At 73.5% G+C, this 17,775-nt stretch carries 13 protein-coding genes and 2 pseudogenes; 6 read left to right on the top strand and 9 right to left on the bottom strand.

The genetic code is table 11. From position 1 onward, the window contains the following. Positions 1–136: 136 nt before the first annotated feature. Positions 137–1,726: a bifunctional phosphoribosylaminoimidazolecarboxamide formyltransferase/IMP cyclohydrolase gene (gene purH, locus KME75_RS21000; protein ID WP_308282943.1), complete on the bottom strand. Its 1,590-nt coding sequence runs from the start codon at positions 1,724–1,726 to the stop codon at positions 137–139. Next, entirely contained in the window at positions 1,723–2,370 is a 648-nt protein-coding gene (gene purN / locus KME75_RS20995) for a phosphoribosylglycinamide formyltransferase (protein WP_219416576.1), read from the bottom strand. Before purN ends, purH begins: the two co-directional genes overlap by 4 nt. A gap of 207 nt (positions 2,371–2,577) precedes the next feature. Between purN and KME75_RS20990 the strand changes: the two genes are divergently transcribed. Then, positions 2,578–3,174, top strand: coding sequence for a TIGR03086 family metal-binding protein (locus KME75_RS20990; RefSeq protein ID WP_219416575.1), 597 nt, complete (start codon positions 2,578–2,580; stop codon positions 3,172–3,174). Positions 3,175–3,194: 20 nt separating this feature from the next. On the opposite strand, the gene KME75_RS20985 is transcribed toward KME75_RS20990, so the two are convergent. From KME75_RS20985 to sucC, 6 genes are all read right to left on the bottom strand, one after another. Next, on the bottom strand, positions 3,195–4,934 hold the full coding sequence (locus tag KME75_RS20985) for a cell division protein PerM (RefSeq protein ID WP_219416574.1): 1,740 nt from the start codon (positions 4,932–4,934) through the stop codon (positions 3,195–3,197). A 281-nt stretch (positions 4,935–5,215) separates the two neighbouring features. After that, a complete protein-coding gene (locus KME75_RS20980) occupies positions 5,216–6,202 on the bottom strand; it encodes a DUF5336 domain-containing protein (protein WP_219416573.1) in 987 nt (328 codons plus the stop codon). Positions 6,203–6,316: 114 nt separating this feature from the next. Beyond that, positions 6,317–7,009 (bottom strand): ATP-binding cassette domain-containing protein, encoded by a 693-nt coding sequence (locus KME75_RS46050; RefSeq protein ID WP_219416572.1) that lies wholly within the window; start codon positions 7,007–7,009, stop codon positions 6,317–6,319. Continuing rightward, complete coding sequence (locus tag KME75_RS46045) at positions 7,006–7,860, bottom strand: ATP-binding cassette domain-containing protein (protein WP_219416571.1); 855 nt, start codon at positions 7,858–7,860, stop codon at positions 7,006–7,008. The genes KME75_RS46050 and KME75_RS46045 overlap by 4 nt, the downstream gene beginning before the upstream one ends. A gap of 215 nt (positions 7,861–8,075) precedes the next feature. Further along, on the bottom strand, positions 8,076–8,993 hold the full coding sequence (gene sucD, locus KME75_RS20965) for a succinate--CoA ligase subunit alpha (protein ID WP_219416570.1): 918 nt from the start codon (positions 8,991–8,993) through the stop codon (positions 8,076–8,078). Between the two features lie 2 nt (positions 8,994–8,995). Beyond that, positions 8,996–10,165 carry an ADP-forming succinate--CoA ligase subunit beta gene (sucC, locus tag KME75_RS20960; RefSeq protein WP_219416569.1) on the bottom strand — a complete coding sequence of 390 codons (1,170 nt, stop codon included), beginning with the start codon at positions 10,163–10,165 and terminating at the stop codon, positions 8,996–8,998. Between the two features lie 225 nt (positions 10,166–10,390). Here sucC and KME75_RS20955 point away from each other — a divergent pair, with 225 nt between their 5' ends. Then, positions 10,391–11,350, top strand: a complete 960-nt coding sequence (locus KME75_RS20955) for an esterase/lipase family protein (protein WP_219416568.1) — start codon at positions 10,391–10,393, stop codon at positions 11,348–11,350. 251 nt (positions 11,351–11,601) lie between these two features. After that, positions 11,602–12,408: a M23 family metallopeptidase gene (locus tag KME75_RS20950; protein WP_219416567.1), complete on the top strand. Its 807-nt coding sequence runs from the start codon at positions 11,602–11,604 to the stop codon at positions 12,406–12,408. A 769-nt stretch (positions 12,409–13,177) separates the two neighbouring features. On the opposite strand, the gene pcrA is transcribed toward KME75_RS20950, so the two are convergent. Next, positions 13,178–15,514 (bottom strand): DNA helicase PcrA, encoded by a 2,337-nt coding sequence (gene pcrA / locus KME75_RS20945; RefSeq protein ID WP_219416566.1) that lies wholly within the window; start codon positions 15,512–15,514, stop codon positions 13,178–13,180. A 268-nt stretch (positions 15,515–15,782) separates the two neighbouring features. Between pcrA and KME75_RS46860 the strand changes: the two are divergent. The 3 genes and pseudogenes from KME75_RS46860 to KME75_RS20930 form a co-directional block, all read left to right on the top strand. After that, positions 15,783–16,070 (top strand): annotated as a pseudogene (locus KME75_RS46860) (chorismate mutase); the annotation flags it as partial. A 57-nt stretch (positions 16,071–16,127) separates the two neighbouring features. Continuing rightward, positions 16,128–16,445, top strand: coding sequence for a hypothetical protein (locus KME75_RS20935; RefSeq protein WP_219416565.1), 318 nt, complete (start codon positions 16,128–16,130; stop codon positions 16,443–16,445). 233 nt (positions 16,446–16,678) lie between these two features. Then, positions 16,679–17,775, top strand: a pseudogene (locus KME75_RS20930) (hypothetical protein); the annotation flags it as partial.

The following is a 17,775-nucleotide window of genomic DNA, read 5'->3' as shown; positions in this document are numbered from 1 at the left end:
CTCAGGTGACGACTCGACCAGGGCGCGTGATCCGGCCACGCGCTCCGATTGCAGCAAAGCCACTTTCACGCAACGACGTTGCAGGAAAGTGGCTTTGCTGCGGTCAACCGAGGGCGGCCGGGGCCACGCGTCGGGGTCAGTGGGCGAAGTGGCGGGTGCCCGTCAGGTACATCGGCACGCCCGCAGCCGCGGCCGCCGCGACGACGGCCTCGTCGCGCACCGAGCCGCCCGGCTGCACCACTGCCCGGACGCCGGCCTCGAGCAGCACCTCCAGCGCGTCCGGGAACGGGAAGAACGCGTCGGACGCCGCCACCGAGCCGCGGGCCCGGTCGCCCGCCCGCGAGACCGCGAGCCGGCACGAGTCGACCCGGTTGACCTGGCCCATCCCGATCCCGACCGCGGCGCCGCCGGAGGCCAGCAGGATCGCATTGGACTTCACCGAGCGGCAGGCCCGCCACGCGAACGCAAGGTCGGCCAGCACGTCGGCGGGCACCGGGTCGCCGGCGGCGAGCGTCCAGGTGTCCGGGTCGTCGCCCGCGGCGTGGATCGCGTCGCGCTGCTGCAGCAGCAGCCCGCCGGAGATCGGGCGCATCTCGGCGCCGCCGCGCCGGACGGTGCCGGGCAGCCGCAGCACGCGGATGTTCTTCTTGCGGGTGAGCACCTCGAGCGCGCCGTCGGCGTAGGCCGGGGCGAGGATCACCTCGGTGAAGATCTCCGCGACCTGCTCGGCCATCGCGACGCTGACCTCGCCGTTCGCCGCGATCACACCGCCGTAGGCGCTGACCGGGTCCGTGGCGTGCGCCTTGCGGTGGGCCTCGGCGATGTCGCCTCCCACGGCGATGCCGCACGGGTTGGCGTGCTTGATGACCGCCACGCACGCACCCTCGTGGTCGTGCGCGGCCCGCCACGCGGCGTCGGCGTCGACGTAGTTGTTGTACGACATCTCCTTGCCGTGCAGCTGCTCCGCACCGGCCAGACCGGGCTCGCCGGAGACGTACAGCGCGGCCGCCTGGTGCGGGTTCTCGCCGTAGCGCAGGGTGGCGGACCGCTCCCACGTGGCGCCGACCCACGACGGGAAGACGGCGGCCTCTGGCTCGGGCGCCAGCACGTTGCCCAGCCACGACGCCACGGCGACGTCGTAGGTGGCGGTGTGCCGGAACGCGGCCACGGCCAGCAGCCGCCGGTCGGCCGGCTCGAACCCACCGTTCTTGACCTGCTCGAGCACCCAGTCGTACCGCTGCGGGTCGACGACGACGGCCACGCTGTCGTGGTTCTTGGCCGACGCCCGGACCATCGCCGGCCCGCCGATGTCGATCTGCTCGACGCACTCCTCCGGGCCGGCGCCCGACGCGACCGTCTCGGTGAACGGGTAGAGGTTCGACACCAGCAGGTCGAACGGGGCGATCCCGAGCTGCTCGATCTGCGCGAGGTGCTCCGGCTTGCGCGTGTCGGCCAGCAGGCCGGCGTGGACGCGCGGGTGCAGCGTCTTGACCCGGCCGTCGAGGCACTCCGGGAACCCGGTCAGCTCCTCGACCGGCGTGACCGGTACGCCCGCGTCGGCGATGCGCTGCGCGGTGGAACCGGTGGAGACGATCTCGACGCCCAGCGCGTGCAGGCCCGTGGCGAGCTCCAGCAGCCCCGACTTGTCGTACACGCTGATCAGGGCGCGGCGCACCGGCCGTCGCTGGCCACTCAGCGGCGACGGTCCGCTCGCAAGCTCACTCACGGGATGCTCACCTCTCGTCCGGTCACGGTGGCCCCTTCGCGGGCCAGCGCGGCGACGGTGCCCACGAGCAACCGCCGCTCCTCGATCTTGATGCGTGCGTGCAGGGTCTCGACGGTGTCGCCGGGCTCGACCGGCACAGCGCTCTGGGCGAGCACGGGTCCGGTGTCCACGCCGTCGTCGACCAGGTGCACGGTGGCCCCGGTGACCTTCACGCCGTACGCGAGCGCGTCGGCGACCCCGCGCACGCCGGGGAACGCGGGCAGCAGCGCGGGATGCGTGTTGATCATCGGGCTGCCGATTCCGGCCAGGAAGCCCGCGCCGAGGATCTTCATGAAGCCGGCGCTGACCACCAGGTCGGGCCGGTGCTCGGCCACGGCCTTGGCCAGGGCGGCGTCCCAAGCGGCGCGGTCGGCGTGGTCGGCGACGCGCACCGTGAACGTCGGGATGCCGGCCCGTTCGGCCCGCGCCAGGCCCTCGATCCCGGCGCGGTCGGCGCCGACGGCGGCGACGCGGGCCGGGAAGCCGGGTCCGGAAGCGGCGTCGAGGAGCGCCTGCAGCAGCGTGCCGGACCCGGAGACCAGGACCACCACCCGCGCCGGAACGGGGATCTCGACCCGGTAGGAACGGCTCGTCGGCGCGGGCAAGCGGGGGCTCCTCGAACGGTTCTCAGATCGCCTCTGTCGGTGACCAGCCTAGGCGGCGGCGCAGGTCACACCGCGCCCGGCGCCCGTTTCGCAGGGGAGGAGCCCGCTCGATCGGACCTATTGGAACAGAGCGTTCCGTTCTGTTAAGCTGACAGCAGATCGCGCGACGCGGACAGCGCGGCCGACCCGACCGAGAGGCAGACGACGATGAGCGAGACCACCGCCCACGAGTGGACCGTCCTGCGCGCTGCGCACCAGGCCCTGCGCAGCGCCGTTCACGGTGTGGCCGACGGCGACTGGAACCGCGTCACTCCCTGCGAGGGATGGACCGTGACCCAGGTGCTCCAGCACGCGGCGGGCGACCAGATCGGCTTCGCCGCGTTCCTCACCGGCGCACCGGGGCCGTCGGAGAACCCGTTCGCACCCTCCGGTGTGCTCGACCGCACCCCCGTCGAGGTCGCGGAGGAAGCGATGGCGGCTTCCGCCGCCGGCTGGGCGACCGTCGGCGAGGACGTCGAGGAGGTTCCGGTTCCGGTGCCGCCCGGCAAGATGCCCGCCACGCTCGGCGTCGGCGCCTGTGCGCTCGACGCCGCCGTCCACGCCTGGGACATCGCCGTCGCCACCGATCAGCCCTCGCCGCTCGGTCCGGAGCTCGCCAGGGAGCTGATGCCCGTCGCCACCAGCATCGTCGAGCCCCTCCGGGCATACGGCGCCTACGCACCGGCGCTCGAACCCGTCGACGGCGACGGGGACCTCGCCGCGCTGCTGCGCCACCTCGGCCGCCGTCCCGACTGGAGCGCCTGACAGCCCTGCTGGTTCGCGGTCTACGCGTCCGGGTGCCGCCGGTCCGCGGCGTCGCCGGCGTCGGCCGGCTCGCCCGGTTCGGCCCCGTCGGCAGCCTCACGTTCGGCCGCCTGCCGGGCGCGCAGCGCCACGAGCTCGGCGACGGTGCGGGGGCCGCGCTGCTCGGGCACCGCGGGGGCCGCCTGCTCCACCGGCGCCGACCGCCGCCGTGGCCGCGGGATCCGGCCGCGCTTCGGCCTCCCCGCCCGCTCCGCGGCATCCCACTCCGCCCGCGGCACCCGCCTGGGCTCCGCTCGCTCCGGCTCGGCGTCGTCGGTGGCATCGGCACCGTCGTCGGGGGCGTCGTCGGGGGCGTCGGGGGCGTCCGCGTCAGCGGGTCCGACGGCCTCCGGCTCCGGGGCGTCGTCGACGGCGTCAACCAGGTCGGCAGCGTCGGCAGGCTCGGTGGCCTCGGTGGCCTCGGTCGGCGGGGCCTCTTCGACAGCGGGCACCTCGCTGGGCTCGGGCGTCGGCACGCGCTCGGGCCGCCGCCGAACGGGCCGCGACGGGGTCGGGCGCACGCGTCGTCCGCCGCCGTGCAGCAGCGCGATCGCCAGCGCCGGCGACCCGACCCACAACAGGACGGTGGCCAGCATCAGCTCGGCCGGCAGGTGCACCGGGTCGAACGGACCCGCCCCGAGCCTGCCGCCCGCCAGCGGGGCCGCCAGCGCGGCCGCCGCCGCCGTCAGCGCCGCGGTGCCCACTGCGGCGGGGAGCCGCTGCGCCGGTGTCGCGGTGCGGCCGCAGGTCAGTCCGGCCAGCACCCCGACGGCCACCGGGAGGACGAACACCACCGCGACCCACGACGGCGGCGCGGTGTCCGGCATGGCCGCCAGCAGCGGGAAGCTCGACGCCTCGCCGACGTGGGCCCCGAAGGGCGACGCCCCGCCGATCCCGACCTCGATGCCGGGCCCGAGCGCCCAGCCCAGGCCCGCGATCACGGCGTTGGGCAGGTACGCGAGCACGAGCAGGGTGACGCCGACGCCCTCGCCCAGGTCCGGCGCGAGGTCCCGGTACGCCGCAGCCACGTCCGGCGCACCGAGGACGAGGCCCACGAGGAGCACCGCCGCCCCGACGAGCGACAGCCCGACGAGCGCGACGGCGGCGCCGCGCAGCGCAGGCCGCAGCCATCCGGGCAGCCGGGCCGCCCATTCGGCCGGGAGCTCGCACACCCGGAGCACGCCCACGACGGCACCGGCGCCGGAGACGAGGCCGCCGCCCACCATCGCCGACCACGGGGCCACCGCGACCTCGGCCGCGCGCGGCAGCAGTGCGCTGCCCAGCACGGCCACCGCGGCGTGCGCCCCGGCGATGCCGGCGATCACGGCTCCGGCGTCGACGCGCGGGCGGCACCCCAGCCTGCGGACCGACCAGGCCGACCCGACGGCCACGACCGCGAACACCGCCATGGTCGGGAGCAGCGGCAGCACGCTGAGTGGCCGGCCCTCCAGCACGAGCGGGATCTGGTGTGCTGCCAGCCACAGCGGGATCGCGGCGGCGAAGGCGCCGTCGATCGACACCCCGCCGCCCGCGGTCGCCACGACGACGACCGCCGCCGGGACGAGCAGGGCGTAGCTGACGAGCACCGTGCCCATCGCGCCGGCCAGCAGCAGCCGCAGCCGGTCCAGGCCCTCGACCCCCGCCGGCTCCCGGCGCTCCGGCGCGCCGTCCGGCTGCTGGTCGGTCGGGTCGAGGTCGGTGGAGGTGCGAGCGGACGTCACGCGCTCCAGGGTTGCAGCGCGGCGCGCCGGGGCGGGTCAGGCACGCCGAACCCGTGGAGCCGGACCTCGGAGGGATCTAGGCCGTGTCCCGTGGATCAGGGGCGATGGGCTTCGTGATCCAGATGGTTCCTGCGAGGCGGAGGACCGGGGGACGGCAGCCGGCGGAGCCGGCGGGGTGGGTGAGGGGAGCGCCGTCGTACTTGACGTACCCGGGCCTGCCGACAACGCAGCCAGGGCCCATCTGGGCGCGAAGACCGCGTTCATGATCCGCGGGACGCGGCCTAGTGCTGGGGCGGGTTGCCCGGCTGGATGAACCGGGTCTGGTCGCCCTCGCCCTGCTCGCCGTCGCGCTGCTCGTGGCGGCCCTCGGCCTGCTCCGGCCGGGCGGCCGCCTGCGGGATCGCGGTGGTGGCGTCGGAGGCCCCCGCCGGAGCGCCGGACGCCAGCGGCGTGCCGGGCGACGACGGCGTCTCGGCGCCGCTCTCGGCCGCCCCGCCGCCGTACCAGGGCGCGCCGGGCCGGGCGCCGGCCTCGGGCGGGGACGCCTGCTGCTGCCCCCAGCCGCTCTGGGCGGGCGGCTGCTGGCCGTACCCGGGCTGTGCGCCGTAGCCGGGGTAGCTGCCGGGCTGCTGTGCGCCGTACTGCCCGTAGCCGCTCTGCTGCCCGTAGCCCGGCTGCTGCCCGTAGCCGCCGGGGGAGCCGCCGTACTGGCCGTAGCCACCCTGCTGCCCGTAGCCCTGCTGCGGGTAGCCGCCGTAGCCGCCCTGCGGGTAGCCCGGCGGTGTGCTCGACCGCGCGGCGGGGGCCTTGACCAGGCCGGCGTCGAGCAGGACCGCGCCGACAGCGACGGCGGCCTGCAGGATCGCGAGGATCAGCGCGAAGATGCCGATGCCCGACGCGCCCAGGCTCACCACGGCCTGCAGGAGCAGCAGCGCGCCGGTGGTGACCACGACGGCGGCCGGCACCAGCACGCGGCCGACCTTCGGCAGCACCGCCGCACCCGCCAGCAGCCCGCCACCGATGAGCAGCACTCCTCCGAGGCCGGCCAGACCGAGCTCGCCGAAGAAGCCGAGCAGGTAGATCACCAGGCCGAGACCGGCGGCGGCGAGCGCCAGCAGCCGGGCGGGGCCGGGTGCCAGCCCGCCGCCATCGGCCGAGGCCGTGGCGCCCGTCTGCTCGCCCGACGACGCGGACGGCGAGCCGGTCACCGACGACGGCGGCGTGGACGGCGTGCCGTAGGACGGTGGCGTCCCGGGTTGCTGGCTCATGGCGAACTCCCTCCGTGCGGACTCCCGCGGTCCACGCAGGCGGTGCAGGGGAACGCTAGTCCATTCCGTGTCCCCGGGTGCGCGCGGGCGATCAACGTGCCGCGGTTCGCCGGGTCACGGTTGCGCCACCTCGCGCAGCCCGCCCTCCACCGTCCACCAGCGGGAGATACCCAGCCTGCGCAGGAAAGCCACGTCGTGGCTCGCCACGATCAGCGCGCCGCGATGGGCCGTCATCGCCTCGGCGAGCCGGTCGACGCTCGCGAGGTCGAGGTTGTTCGTCGGCTCGTCGAGCAACAGCAGCTGCGGGGGCGGATCGGCGAGCAGGAGCCGGGCCAGCACCACCCGGAACCGCTCGCCGCCGGACAGCGTGCCCGCCGGTCTGCTCACGTGGTCGCCCTGCACGAGGAACCGGGCGAGCCCGGCCCGCACCTGCTGCGGGTCGGCGGCCGGGGCGCCGGCGCGCACGTTGTCGAGCACGGACGCGGCGTCGTCGAGCACGTCGAGGCGCTGCGGCAGGTACGCGAACGGGACCGTCGGCTCGAGCCGGCGCAGCAACGTGGTCTTGCCCGTGCCGTTGCCGCCGAGCAGCCCGATCCGCTCCGGGCCGCGGACGACGAGCCCGCCGACCTCCAGCACGGTGCGGCCGGCCGGTACCACGGTGCCCGGGAGGTCGACGCGGATGTGGTCGTCGTCTCGGACGCCGGCCTCGGCGACCCGCAGCCCGTGCCGGGCGCCGTCGAGCCGCTGCTCGTGCATGATCCGGTGCTTGCCCGCCGAGACCTCGGCCTCCCTTCTGCGCTGGTTCATGATGACCTTCGGACGGCGCTTGTTGGCGTAATCGGTGTCGGCGTAGCGGACCCGCCGGTCGAGCTTGATCCGGGCCTCCACCAACTGGCGCTGCTCACGCCGCAGATCCGCCTCCGCCACCCGGACGAGCCGCTTCGCCGCCTCCTGCTCCGCGGCGAGCTGCTCCTCGTAGGCCGAGAGCGTCCGCCGAACAGGCGCACCGAGCCGTCCCGGAGCTCGGCGACCGAGTCGACGAGCTCGAGCAGCTCGCGGTCGTGGCTGACGACGAGCAGCACGCCGGGCGACGTCGCGACGGCGTCGTACAGCAGGCCCCGGGCCCGCCGGTCGAGGTTGTTCGTCGGCTCGTCCAGCAGTGCGACGGGCGGGCGCCGCACGAGCAACCCGGCGAGCCCGGTGAGGACCGCCTCGCCGCCGGAGAGCGTGCCGACGGGGCGGTCCAGGGCGGTCGGCAGCCCGAAGCGGGCGAGCGCGGCGACGGCCCGCTCCTCGACGTCCCACCCGTCGTCGCCGACGGTCGCGACCGCCGCGGCGTCCCCGGCCTCGACGGCATGCAGCGCGGCGCGCTGGTCGGCGACGCCGAGCAGCTCGGCGACGGTCCGCCCGGCGCCCAGCGCGACGTCCTGGGGCAGGTACCCGACGCTCCCTACCGTGCTGATCGCGCCCGCGGTCGGGGCGAGCCGCCCGGCGATCAGCCGCAGGAGCGTGGACTTGCCCGAACCGTTGGTCCCGACGATCCCGGTGCGGCCGGAGTCGAAGGCGACGTCGAGGCCGCGCAGGACGGGCGTGCCGTCGGGCCAGTCGAAGGACAGACCGGAGCAGACGACGGCAGGCGTGGACGGAGAAGGAGACATGGGCGACACCTCACGGACGAACCGGATCACCCGCCGGGCGACGAGCCGCGGACGCGGGCAGGGAGGTGTCAGCTGCGCACGGGACCACCATACGGGAGCAGCCGCGGCAAACGCAACACCAGTCGCATTAGTGGTCCCACCCCGAACGCCAGGAAAGCCACGTTCCTGACGCTGAACGTCAGGAACGTGGCTTTCCTGTCACTTCGCGGTGCGGATCAGAGACCCGCGATGATCTCCTTCGTCAGCGCGGCCGTCTCGCTCGGCGTCTTGCCGACCTTGACGCCCGCCGCCTCCAGCGCGTCCTTCTTGGCCTGCGCCGTACCGGCCGAGCCGCTCACGATCGCGCCGGCGTGGCCCATCGTCTTGCCCTCGGGGGCGGTGAACCCGGCGACGTAACCGACGACGGGCTTGGTGACGTTGGCCTTGATGAAGTCGGCCGCCCGCTCCTCGGCGTCACCGCCGATCTCGCCGATCATCACGATCGCCGCGGTCTCCGGGTCGGCCTGGAAGGCCTCGAGCGCGTCGATGTGGGTGGTGCCGATGACCGGGTCGCCGCCGATGCCGATGGCCGTGGAGAAGCCGATCTCCCGCAGCTCGTACATCATCTGGTAGGTCAGCGTGCCCGACTTCGACACCAGGCCGATCTTGCCCGCGCCGGCGATGTCGGCCGGGATGATGCCGGCGTTCGACTTCCCGGGGGAGATGATGCCGGGGCAGTTCGGGCCGATGATCCGCGTCCTCGGGGTCCGGGGTGCCCCCGGTGTTGTCTCTGTCCCCTTGGCGCAGGCGTGCGCCCAGAAGTAGGCGGAGTCGTGCACCGGGATGCCCTCGGTGATCACCACACAGAGCGGGATCTCGGCGTCGATGGCCTCGATCACGGCGTCCTTGGCGAACTTCGGCGGCACGAAGACGACGCTGACGTCGGCGCCGGTCTCCTTCATGGCCTCCTCGACGGTGCCGAACACCGTGAGGTCCTTGCCGCCGATCGTCACCGTGGTGCCAGCCTTGCGGGCGTTCACGCCGCCGACGATGTTGGTGCCCGCCGCCAGCATCTTCGTGCTGTGCTTGGTGCCCTCACCGCCGGTGATGCCCTGGACGATGACCTTGCTGTTCTCGTTGAGGAAGATCGACATGATCAGGCCCCTGCCGCTGCGAGCTCGGCGGCCTTGTCGGCCGCGTTGTCCATGGTGTCCACCTGGGTGACGAGCGGGTGGTTCGCCTCGTCCAGGATCCGCCGCCCCTCGACGACGTTGTTGCCGTCGAGCCGCACGACCAGCGGCTTGGAGGCGCTGTCACCGAGGATCTTCAGCGCCTCGACGATGCCGGTGGCGACCGCGCCGCACGCGGTGATGCCGCCGAAGACGTTGACGAACACGCTCTTGACGGCCGGGTCGCCGAGGATGACGTCCAGGCCGGCGGCCATGACCTCGGCCGAGGCGCCACCGCCGATGTCGAGGAAGTTGGCGGGCTTCACGCCGCCGTGCTTCTCGCCGGCGTACGCGACGACGTCGAGCGTGCTCATGACGAGGCCGGCGCCGTTGCCGATGATGCCGACCTCGCCGTCGAGCTTGACGTAGTTGAGGTCCTTCGCCTTGGCCTTGGCCTCGAGCGGGTCCTCGGTGCGCTCGTCGACGAGCGCGGCGTGGGCCGGCTGCCGGAACGCAGCGTTCTCGTCGAGGGTGACCTTCCCGTCCAGCGCGATGACCTTGTCCTGCGGGTCGCGCACCAGCGGGTTGACCTCGACCAGCGTGGCGTCCTCCGCGACGAAGGTCTCCCACAGCTTGACGATCACGTCGGCGGCCTGGTCGGCCACCGCTGCCGGGATCTTCGCCTGGGCGACGATGTCGGCGGCCTTCGCGCGGTCGACGCCGGCGATCGCGTCGACCGGCACCCTCGCCAGCGCCTCGGGGCGCTCGACGGCGAGCTGCTCGATCTCCATGCCGCCCTCGGCCGACGCCATGGCGAGGAAGGTGCGGTTCGAGCGGTCCAGCAGGAAGGAGAAGTAGTACTCCTCGGCGATGTCGCTGGCCTCGGTGACCAGCACGCGGTGCACCGTATGGCCCTTGATGTCGAGGCCGAGGATGGCCTCGGCCTTCTCCCGCGCCTCATCGGCGTTCTCGGCGAGCTTGACGCCGCCCGCCTTGCCCCGGCCACCGGTCTTCACCTGGGCCTTGACGACCACGGCGGTGCCGAGCTCGGCGGCGGCGGCTGCTGCGTCGTCGGCCGTCTCCACCGTCTTCCCCGGCAGCACCGGGACTCCGTGCGCGGCGAAGAGGTCCTTCGCCTGGTACTCGTACAGGTCCACTCGGCTCTCCCTCGACTCCGATTGCGCTCGGCCCGAATTCCACTGGTCCGGACAGCCCGCGACATCCGCTGCAGCGACCCTAGCGACGCCGCCCGCACCTGCCCTGACCTGCCCTGGTGACGGTAGTCACCCGCTTCTGTCACCCGCTGCGACGGCGATGCTCCGACGGCGCGAATCGCGCCGTCAGGACGCGCAGTAGCGGCGAACATCACCTACCGTCTATCCATGGCGCTGGTCCGCGCGGGGGTGGACCGCCTGGCCACGGCGGCCGCGGCGGTGCAGACCGGTGCGACCGAACTGGGCAGGGCCGGCGCGTACGCGGCCCGCACGTTCGGGGCGCCCGCCGGGATCCGGGGCCTCGCCGTCGAATGGGCCTGGCTCGCCGCGCACCTGGCGGTCTACCCGGCAGGGCTCGTGCGCGAGCAGTTCACCGAGTCCGGCGGCTACCGCACCGACCCGCTGCCACCGATCCGGCGCAGCCTGCTGGTCACCGACGTCGAGGCCGCGGGCAGGCCGATCCTGCTGGTGCACGGGATCATGGACAACCGCTCGGTGTTCACCGTCTTCCGCCGCTCGCTGCTGCGCCGCGGGTTCGGCGTCGTGCACGCGGTGAACTACAGCCTGTTCACCGGTGACATCCGGACCGCCGCCCACGCGCTGCGCGAGCACGTCGAACAACTGCGGGAGCGCACCGGGGCGGAGAAGGTGCACGTCGTCGGCCACTCGCTCGGCGGCGTGATCGCGCGCTACTACGTGCAGCGGATGGGCGGCGCCGCCGCCGTCGACGCGCTCGTCACGCTGGGCAGCCCGCACGCGGGCACGCTCGCGGCATACCTGATGCCCACCCCGCTGGCCCGCCAGCTGCGCCCCGGCTCCGAGCTGCTGGAGGAGCTCGCCGCGCCGGCACCCGGCTGCACCACCCGGTTCCTCGTGGTGTGGAGCCGGATGGACCAGATGATCGTCCCGCAGCGCAACGCCCGGCTGATTCACCCCGACCTGGACGTCGAGGAGTTCGAGCTACGTGACGTCGGTCACCTCTCGCTGCCCATCGATCCGCGCTCCGTGCACTGGGTAGCCACGTCCCTCGCCTGTTCGGACCATCCGCATCACTCGTTCTGCCGAGGTCATCGCCACTTCTCCCCCCGAGTGGCGACCGTCCGTGCGGAATCGTCGCCGGCGTCCTGACCGGAGTGACACGAACGCCGACACGCCGACCCCGGGCTTGCCCCCCACTCACGCCGCCCGCTACCTTCCTCCGGTCCGTGTCACAGACCGATCACGACAGCATCAGTGGCAACCCCGATCGCCACTGCGGGATCCCCAGCCCGGCTGTCGCGAACGGGACCCGGGCACCACCGGCCAGACGTCGAGAAGGGCAGGTCTTGGCGCGCCACCGCTCCCCACGCGGCGCCCAGGCGGACCAGCTCGATCGCACGATGCCCATACGCGTCGTCGCGGTCCCGAGCGGGCACCGCCTCCCGGCGCCACCCGCCGCGTCCGTGCGTAGCCGGGCGACGGTCGCCGCCGTCGCCGCAGGCGCGGTCGTCGCGGCCGGGCAGTCCCTCGTCTCCCCGCTCGCCGCCGAGGCCGAGCCACCGCCGCAGGCCATGGCCGCGTTCCTCCCCGTCGCCGCGGTGACCGAGGACGTCGCGACCCCGGACCCCACGGTCGACGCGATCGGCGGCGACCAGCTCCTCCCCGACCCGCTCACCCTCGGCGCGCTCGACGCCACCGAGCAGGTCGACGTGCAGAACCTCGTGAAGGCCGTCGACATCGGCCGCGAGCTCGCCCGCCAGGCCGCGATCATCGACGCCGCACTCGCCTACGGCGCCGCCGAGGCGCACCTGATCGGCGACCAGGCGTTCGTGCGACCCACGACCGGCCGGCTCACCTCGATGTTCGGCCCCCGCTGGGACGCCCTGCACAACGGCATCGACATCGCCGGCCCCATCGGCACCCCGATCTACGCCCTCACCGACGGGGTGGTCGAGGAGGCGGGGCCCGCCACGGGCTTCGGCCTCTGGGTCGTTCTGCGCCACCCCGACGGCACCCAGAGCGTGTACGGGCACGTGAACCGCATGTTCGTCGAGGTGGGCCAGCGGGTGGAGGCGGGCGAGGAGATCGCGGAGATCGGCAACCGCGGCTACTCCACGGGCCCGCACCTGCACCTGGAGATCTGGGACACCGACGGCAGCAAGATCAACCCCATCCCCTGGCTCGAGCGGCACGGGATCGACTACTGACGCGAGGCCCGGCAAGGACCGCGTGCACGGCGGCCGGCCGAGATCGCCACGACATGGCCGGCGTCGCGCCGGCAACGACAACTAGCGCACTCTCACGGCGATCACTGCCCACCATGATCGCCACGAGACCCCCGCAATCGCAGCTATCGCGACGATCACCCGACCCCGCGGCCGACGCCCCCTCCGCGGGGCCCGTCGCGCCTCGCCCCCGGCCCCAACGCGCTGATCAAGGCGCTGATGTCGTCGCGAATCGATTCAGCAGCGACGTTTGCGCCTTGATCACCGGGTTCCCGCCCCAGGTAGAGGCGAGGTCGACGGGAGCGGGGCGGGGCCCGGTCGACGTCACTCCGCCAGGGACCGCGGGCACGGCCGGCGCGGGCCGAGATCGTCGCGAGATGGCCGGCATCGCGCCGGCAACGACAACAAGCGCACTCTCACGGCGATCACTGCCGCCATGATCGCCACGAGACCTCCGCGATCGCACCGCCGACACCAACGAGCGCACTCTCACGCGGATCACCCGGTCCTGCGGCCAGCGCCCGTCCGCGAGGCCCGTCGCGCCTCGCCCCCGGCCCCAGCGCGCTGATCAAGGCGCAAGTGTCGCTCCGAATCGATCCACCAGCGACGTTTGCGCCTTGATCAGCGGGATTACCCCGGCCGCCGACTTCGATCACACCCGTCCATGGCCCGGCCGCGTCACCCATCCCCTGGCCCGCCCCGGCTTCGGCCCAGCGGACCGTCCCTGCCCCAGCGGCCCGCCCGCGGCCCGCTACAGCTTCTGCAGCGGCACGCCGCCGATCAGCATGAGCCGTACCGTGCCGGCGCTGCCGAAGTCGATGGTGACCGTCGCTTTCACCCCGGCCCCGTCGGACGCGATCACGGTGCCGAGGCCGTACTTGTCGTGGCTGACCCGGTCGCCCACCTCGAGGCTGATGGTCGGGGTGAGCTTGCGCTCCGGAACCCGCCAGTCGCCGCGGTCGGTGGCGGTGGCCCGCTTGCCGAAGCCGAACCGCCCGACCGGGGCGGAGCGATCGGGCTCGGAGCGCCGCCACTCGACCAGGTCGTCGGGGACCTCCGCGAGGAACCGGGACGCCGGGTTGGCGTTGGGCTGCCCGAAGGAGCTCCGGATCATCGCCCGGGTGAGGTACAGCCGCTCCTGGGCGCGGGTGATGCCGACGTACGCGAGCCGCCGTTCCTCGGCCAGCTCCGCGAGGTCGCCCATGGCCCGCATGTGCGGGAAGACGCCGTCCTCCCAGCCGGTGAGGAACACGACGGGGAACTCCAGCCCCTTCGCCGTGTGCAGGGTCATCAGCGTGACCATGCCCGCGTCGTTGTCCGGGATGGAGTCGGCGTCGGCCACCAACGCGACCCGCTCCAGGAACGCCGCCAGCGAGCCAGGCGCGGGCGCGCCCACCTCGACGTCGGAGTCGTCCAGGTCGGCCACCGCGGCGTCGCCCGCGAACTCCCGCGCCACCGTGACGAGCTCCGCGAGGTTCTCCAGCCGGGACCCGTCCTGGGGGTCCTCACTGGCCTCCAGCTCGGCCGTGTAGCCCGTGCGCGCGTAGATCGCCTCCAGGAGCTCGGCGGTGGGCTCGTCCTGCTCCACGAGCTCGTAGAGGTCGTCGAGCAGCCGGACGAACGCCGCGATGCACCGCTGCGACCGCGTGACCAGCCCGGGGATCCGCTCCGGCTGCTCCGCCGCGATCCGCAGCGCCGCGGCGAACGAGATGCGCTCGCGATCGGCGTGGGCGGCCACCATCTCCTCGGCGCGGTCGCCGATGCCGCGCTTGGGGACGTTGAGGATGCGCCGCAGGCTGACGGTGTCCTCGGGGTTGGACAGCACCCGCAGGTACGCCAGCGCGTCGCGCACCTCCTTGCGCTCGTAGAAGCGCACCCCGCCGACGACCTTGTAGGGGAGCCCCACCCGCAGGAACACGTCCTCGAAGACGCGGGACTGCGAGTTGGTGCGGTAGAAGACGGCCACGTCGCTGTTGCGGACCTCGCCGGAGTCGACCAGCCGGTCGATCTCCTGGGCGACGAAGGCGGCCTCGTCGTGCTCGTTGTCGGCGACGTAGCCGGTGACCTTCTGCCCGTCGCCCTGCTCGGACCACAGCCGCTTGTCGCGCCGGTCGGGGTTCCGTGCGATCACCGCGTTGGCGGCGGACAGGATCCGCTGGGTGGAGCGGTAGTTCTGCTCCAGCAGGATCGTGCGGGAGTTCGGGAAGTCCTGCTCGAACTCGATGATGTTGCGGATGCTCGCGCCGCGGAAGGCGTAGATCGACTGGTCGGAGTCGCCCACGACGCACAGCTCGCCCGGCTCCACGCCCTCGGCCGCGGGCGCCACCAGCTCGCGCACCAGCACGTACTGCGCGTGGTTGGTGTCCTGGTACTCGTCGACGAGCACGTGCCGGAACCGGCGCCGGTAGTACTCCGCGACGGCGGGCAGCCGCTGCAGCAGCGCCACCGTCTCCATGATCAGGTCGTCGAAGTCGAACGCGTTGGCCGTGCGCAGCCGGGACTGGTAGAGCGCGTAGACCTCGGCGACCTTGCGCTCGTAGTCGTTGGTGGCGCGCTCGGCGGCGGCGTCGGGCCCCAGGAGCTCGTTCTTGAGGTTGGAGATCTGGGCGGCGAGGCCGCGGGCGGCGAACTTCTTGGGGTCGAGCTCGAGGTCGCGCGCCACCAGCCCGACGAGCCTGCGGGTGTCGTCGGCGTCGTACACGGAGAACGCCGAGCGCACGCCCAGGTGCTTTGCCTCGCGACGGAGGATGCGCACGCACATCGAGTGGAACGTGGACACCCACATGGCGTTGCCGCGCCGCCCCACCAGCGTGTCGACCCGCTCCTTCATCTCGGCTGCGGCCTTGTTGGTGAAGGTGATCGACATGATCTCGCCGGGGTGGACCCCGCGCTCGGCGAGCAGCCAGGCGATGCGGTGGGTGAGCACACGCGTCTTGCCCGAACCCGCCCCGGCCACGATCAGCAGCGGCGAACCCGCGTGGACCACCGCCTCGCGCTGCCGGGGGTTGAGCCCCTCCAGCAGCGCCGCGCCGCGGTCGGTGCGGGGCTGGGTCAGGGTCTGTGAAGGCAGTTCGAACAGCGCACTCATCGTCAGGCCTCGCTGCGCTCGGCCAACGCTTCGCGCACACGCTGTGTCGATGATTCGCTCACAAGCTCGCTCATTGTGTTCCAAAGAGTACCGGCGGCCTCCGACAGCGCGCCCTGTGGCACACTTGCCGCGTGCCACTGATCGGCTGTCGATTTTTCTACGGGTACCGGACACCGGTTCCCGTGGCCAGCTGACCAGCCCCCACGACGCCCCGGAGTCCGCGGACCCGGGGCGTTTCCGCGTCACGGGACCGGACCCGCACGAGGAGGAGACCGTGACCGTGACCACCGATGACGCGAACGCCGCCATCCCCGCCGACGACGAGATCCAGGCGCTGCGGATGGAGATCGACCACCTGGACGCCGAGATCCTGCGGCTGGTCAAGCGCCGCAGCGAGGTCTCGCAACGCATCGGCAAGGCCAGGATGGCGGCCGGTGGCCCGCGCATCGTCTACAACCGGGAGATGGCAGTGCTCGCCCGCTTCCGCGAGCTCGGCGCGGAGGGTCGCGAGCTCGCCATGCTGCTGCTCCGCCTGGGACGCGGCAGGCTGGGCTGAGCGGGCCGCCCTCCGCGTTCCGGCGCGGGCCCGCGTCCGCGTGGCACTCTGGTTTCCATGGGCACCGCGTTCGGGATCGTCGCGACCGTCGTCGCGCTGGTGGGACTCCTCGTCGCGCTGAGGCACGTCGGGTACCTGGCGCTGCTGAACAAAGCAGCCAAGCAGCGCGGCGCCGTCGGCGCCACCACGGCCGACTACGTCAACGGGCGGTGGAAGGTCGCGGGCGGCACCGCAGGTGTCGCGCTGCTGGGCCTGCTGCTCACCGGTGGGAGCGTCGGCCCCGACGTCCTCGGGCTCCTGCTCGGCGGCGGCGCCGGCATCGCCGCCAAGCAGGCGCTCGACTCCACGCGCAGCCGCTTCCGCAGTCAGCAGTGACCCGACCGTTAACCGCGAGCCACCAGGGTCACCCGAACGGCGCAATTCCACTCGCCGCCTGCTACTGACCGTTCATCTCTCCGGCGGAGGAGTAGCTCTTGGTGTGCCCGATCGGCTTCCGGTAGACATTCGGCTGATCCGTTCACTCCAAGGGAGGATCTCGCGCCGTGGCTCAACTGGTGTCCCGTGGCGGACCAGGCACGACCTCGACGACGGCCATCTCCGTCGCCGATTTGCTGAGCCGGAACGCGCCGGTCCCCGTCAAGATCGAGGTCGACGACCCGACGGCGGGTGTGTCCGTCGGCACGCTCCTGCGCCGTGAAGGCCGGGCGCCGCACGCGCTCGAGCGCCCGATCCAGGCCCGAGCGGGCCAGCAGGCGGACGAGCCCGCCGACGGGTCCACGCCGAAGAGCGTCCTCGTGCGTCGCAGCGCCGTCGCCGCAGGCACCCTCCTCGCCGCGGGCTCCGTCATCGGGGCCGCGGTCTTCACCGACGTCAGCCCGTCCGGCATCGACGCGCAGGGCGCCACCGACGGCAGCTACCCCGGCCAGGGCCTGCTCGACCAGGGCGGCGAGGTGTCGGCGAACCCTCCGGGTGCCGCCGTGATCGATCCGGCTGCGGTCTCCCGGCAGCTCGACGCCGGCATCCCGGCTCCGACCGAGTGGATGAACGTCGCGTTCTCCGGCGCACTCGCCGGTGGGCAGGCGGGCGCGGATGCGGGCGCGCAGAACACCGCAGGGAGCCCAGGCGACGCCGGCACGACGGGCTCGGACGGCGCGGGTGGTGCGGGCGGCGGCGGCACCCCGACCGGCGGCGACGGCGGTGTCGGCGGCAACGAGCCTGCCGGTGGGGGCGACGTGTCGACCGCCGTCGCCGACGACGGCGGCGGCAGCGCTGGTCCCCCTGCGGGCGGTAGCACACAGCCCGACAGCGGCAGTCCTGACCAGGGCGGCAGCTCCGACCACGGCGACAGCGCCGATGACCGCGGTCCGGTCGGCGGCCTCGCCGGCGGGGTCAGCGACACCCTCGGTGACGTCGGCGACGCCGCACCCCCGTTGAAGGGGGCAACCGACAGCCTCGGTGACACGGTCGACGGGGCAGGCAACACGCTCGACACCGTCCTCTTCGGCGCCCAGAGCGAGCCGCAGAGCTCGACCCGATCGTCCGCTCCCCAGCCGACGGCCGCCGAGGACGAGGACCGGTCGGAGCGCAGCGCCCGCTCGGCCGACAGCTCGCGGGAGGACGACTCCTCCCGCGAGGAGGACACCGACGGCGGCGAGCGGTCCGGCGGGCTCGTCGGCGCCGTCGGCGACACCGTCGGGAGCCTCGC

The organism is Pseudonocardia nigra (assembly GCF_019396355.1).
In the GTDB taxonomy this organism is placed as follows: domain Bacteria; phylum Actinomycetota; class Actinomycetes; order Mycobacteriales; family Pseudonocardiaceae; genus Pseudonocardia; species Pseudonocardia nigra.
Note: the sequence above shows the minus strand (reverse complement) of the source record. Positions and strands in the feature narration are given on the sequence as shown.

Bases quoted from the DNA above. Each gene is read 5' to 3' on its own strand.
- KME75_RS20990 (WP_219416575.1), top strand. From the start codon at position 2,578: ATGAGCGAGACCACCGCCCACGAGTGGACCGTCCTGCGCGCTGCGCAC.
- KME75_RS20980 (WP_219416573.1), bottom strand. From the start codon at position 6,202: ATGAGCCAGCAACCCGGGACGCCACCGTCCTACGGCACGCCGTCCACG.
- KME75_RS46050 (WP_219416572.1), bottom strand. From the start codon at position 7,009: ATGAACCAGCGCAGAAGGGAGGCCGAGGTCTCGGCGGGCAAGCACCGG.
- KME75_RS46045 (WP_219416571.1), bottom strand. From the start codon at position 7,860: ATGTCTCCTTCTCCGTCCACGCCTGCCGTCGTCTGCTCCGGTCTGTCC.
- sucD (WP_219416570.1), bottom strand. From the start codon at position 8,993: ATGTCGATCTTCCTCAACGAGAACAGCAAGGTCATCGTCCAGGGCATC.
- KME75_RS20955 (WP_219416568.1), top strand. From the start codon at position 10,391: ATGGCGCTGGTCCGCGCGGGGGTGGACCGCCTGGCCACGGCGGCCGCG.
- KME75_RS20950 (WP_219416567.1), top strand. From the start codon at position 11,602: ATGCCCATACGCGTCGTCGCGGTCCCGAGCGGGCACCGCCTCCCGGCG.
- pcrA (WP_219416566.1), bottom strand. From the start codon at position 15,514: ATGAGTGCGCTGTTCGAACTGCCTTCACAGACCCTGACCCAGCCCCGC.
- KME75_RS20935 (WP_219416565.1), top strand. From the start codon at position 16,128: ATGGGCACCGCGTTCGGGATCGTCGCGACCGTCGTCGCGCTGGTGGGA.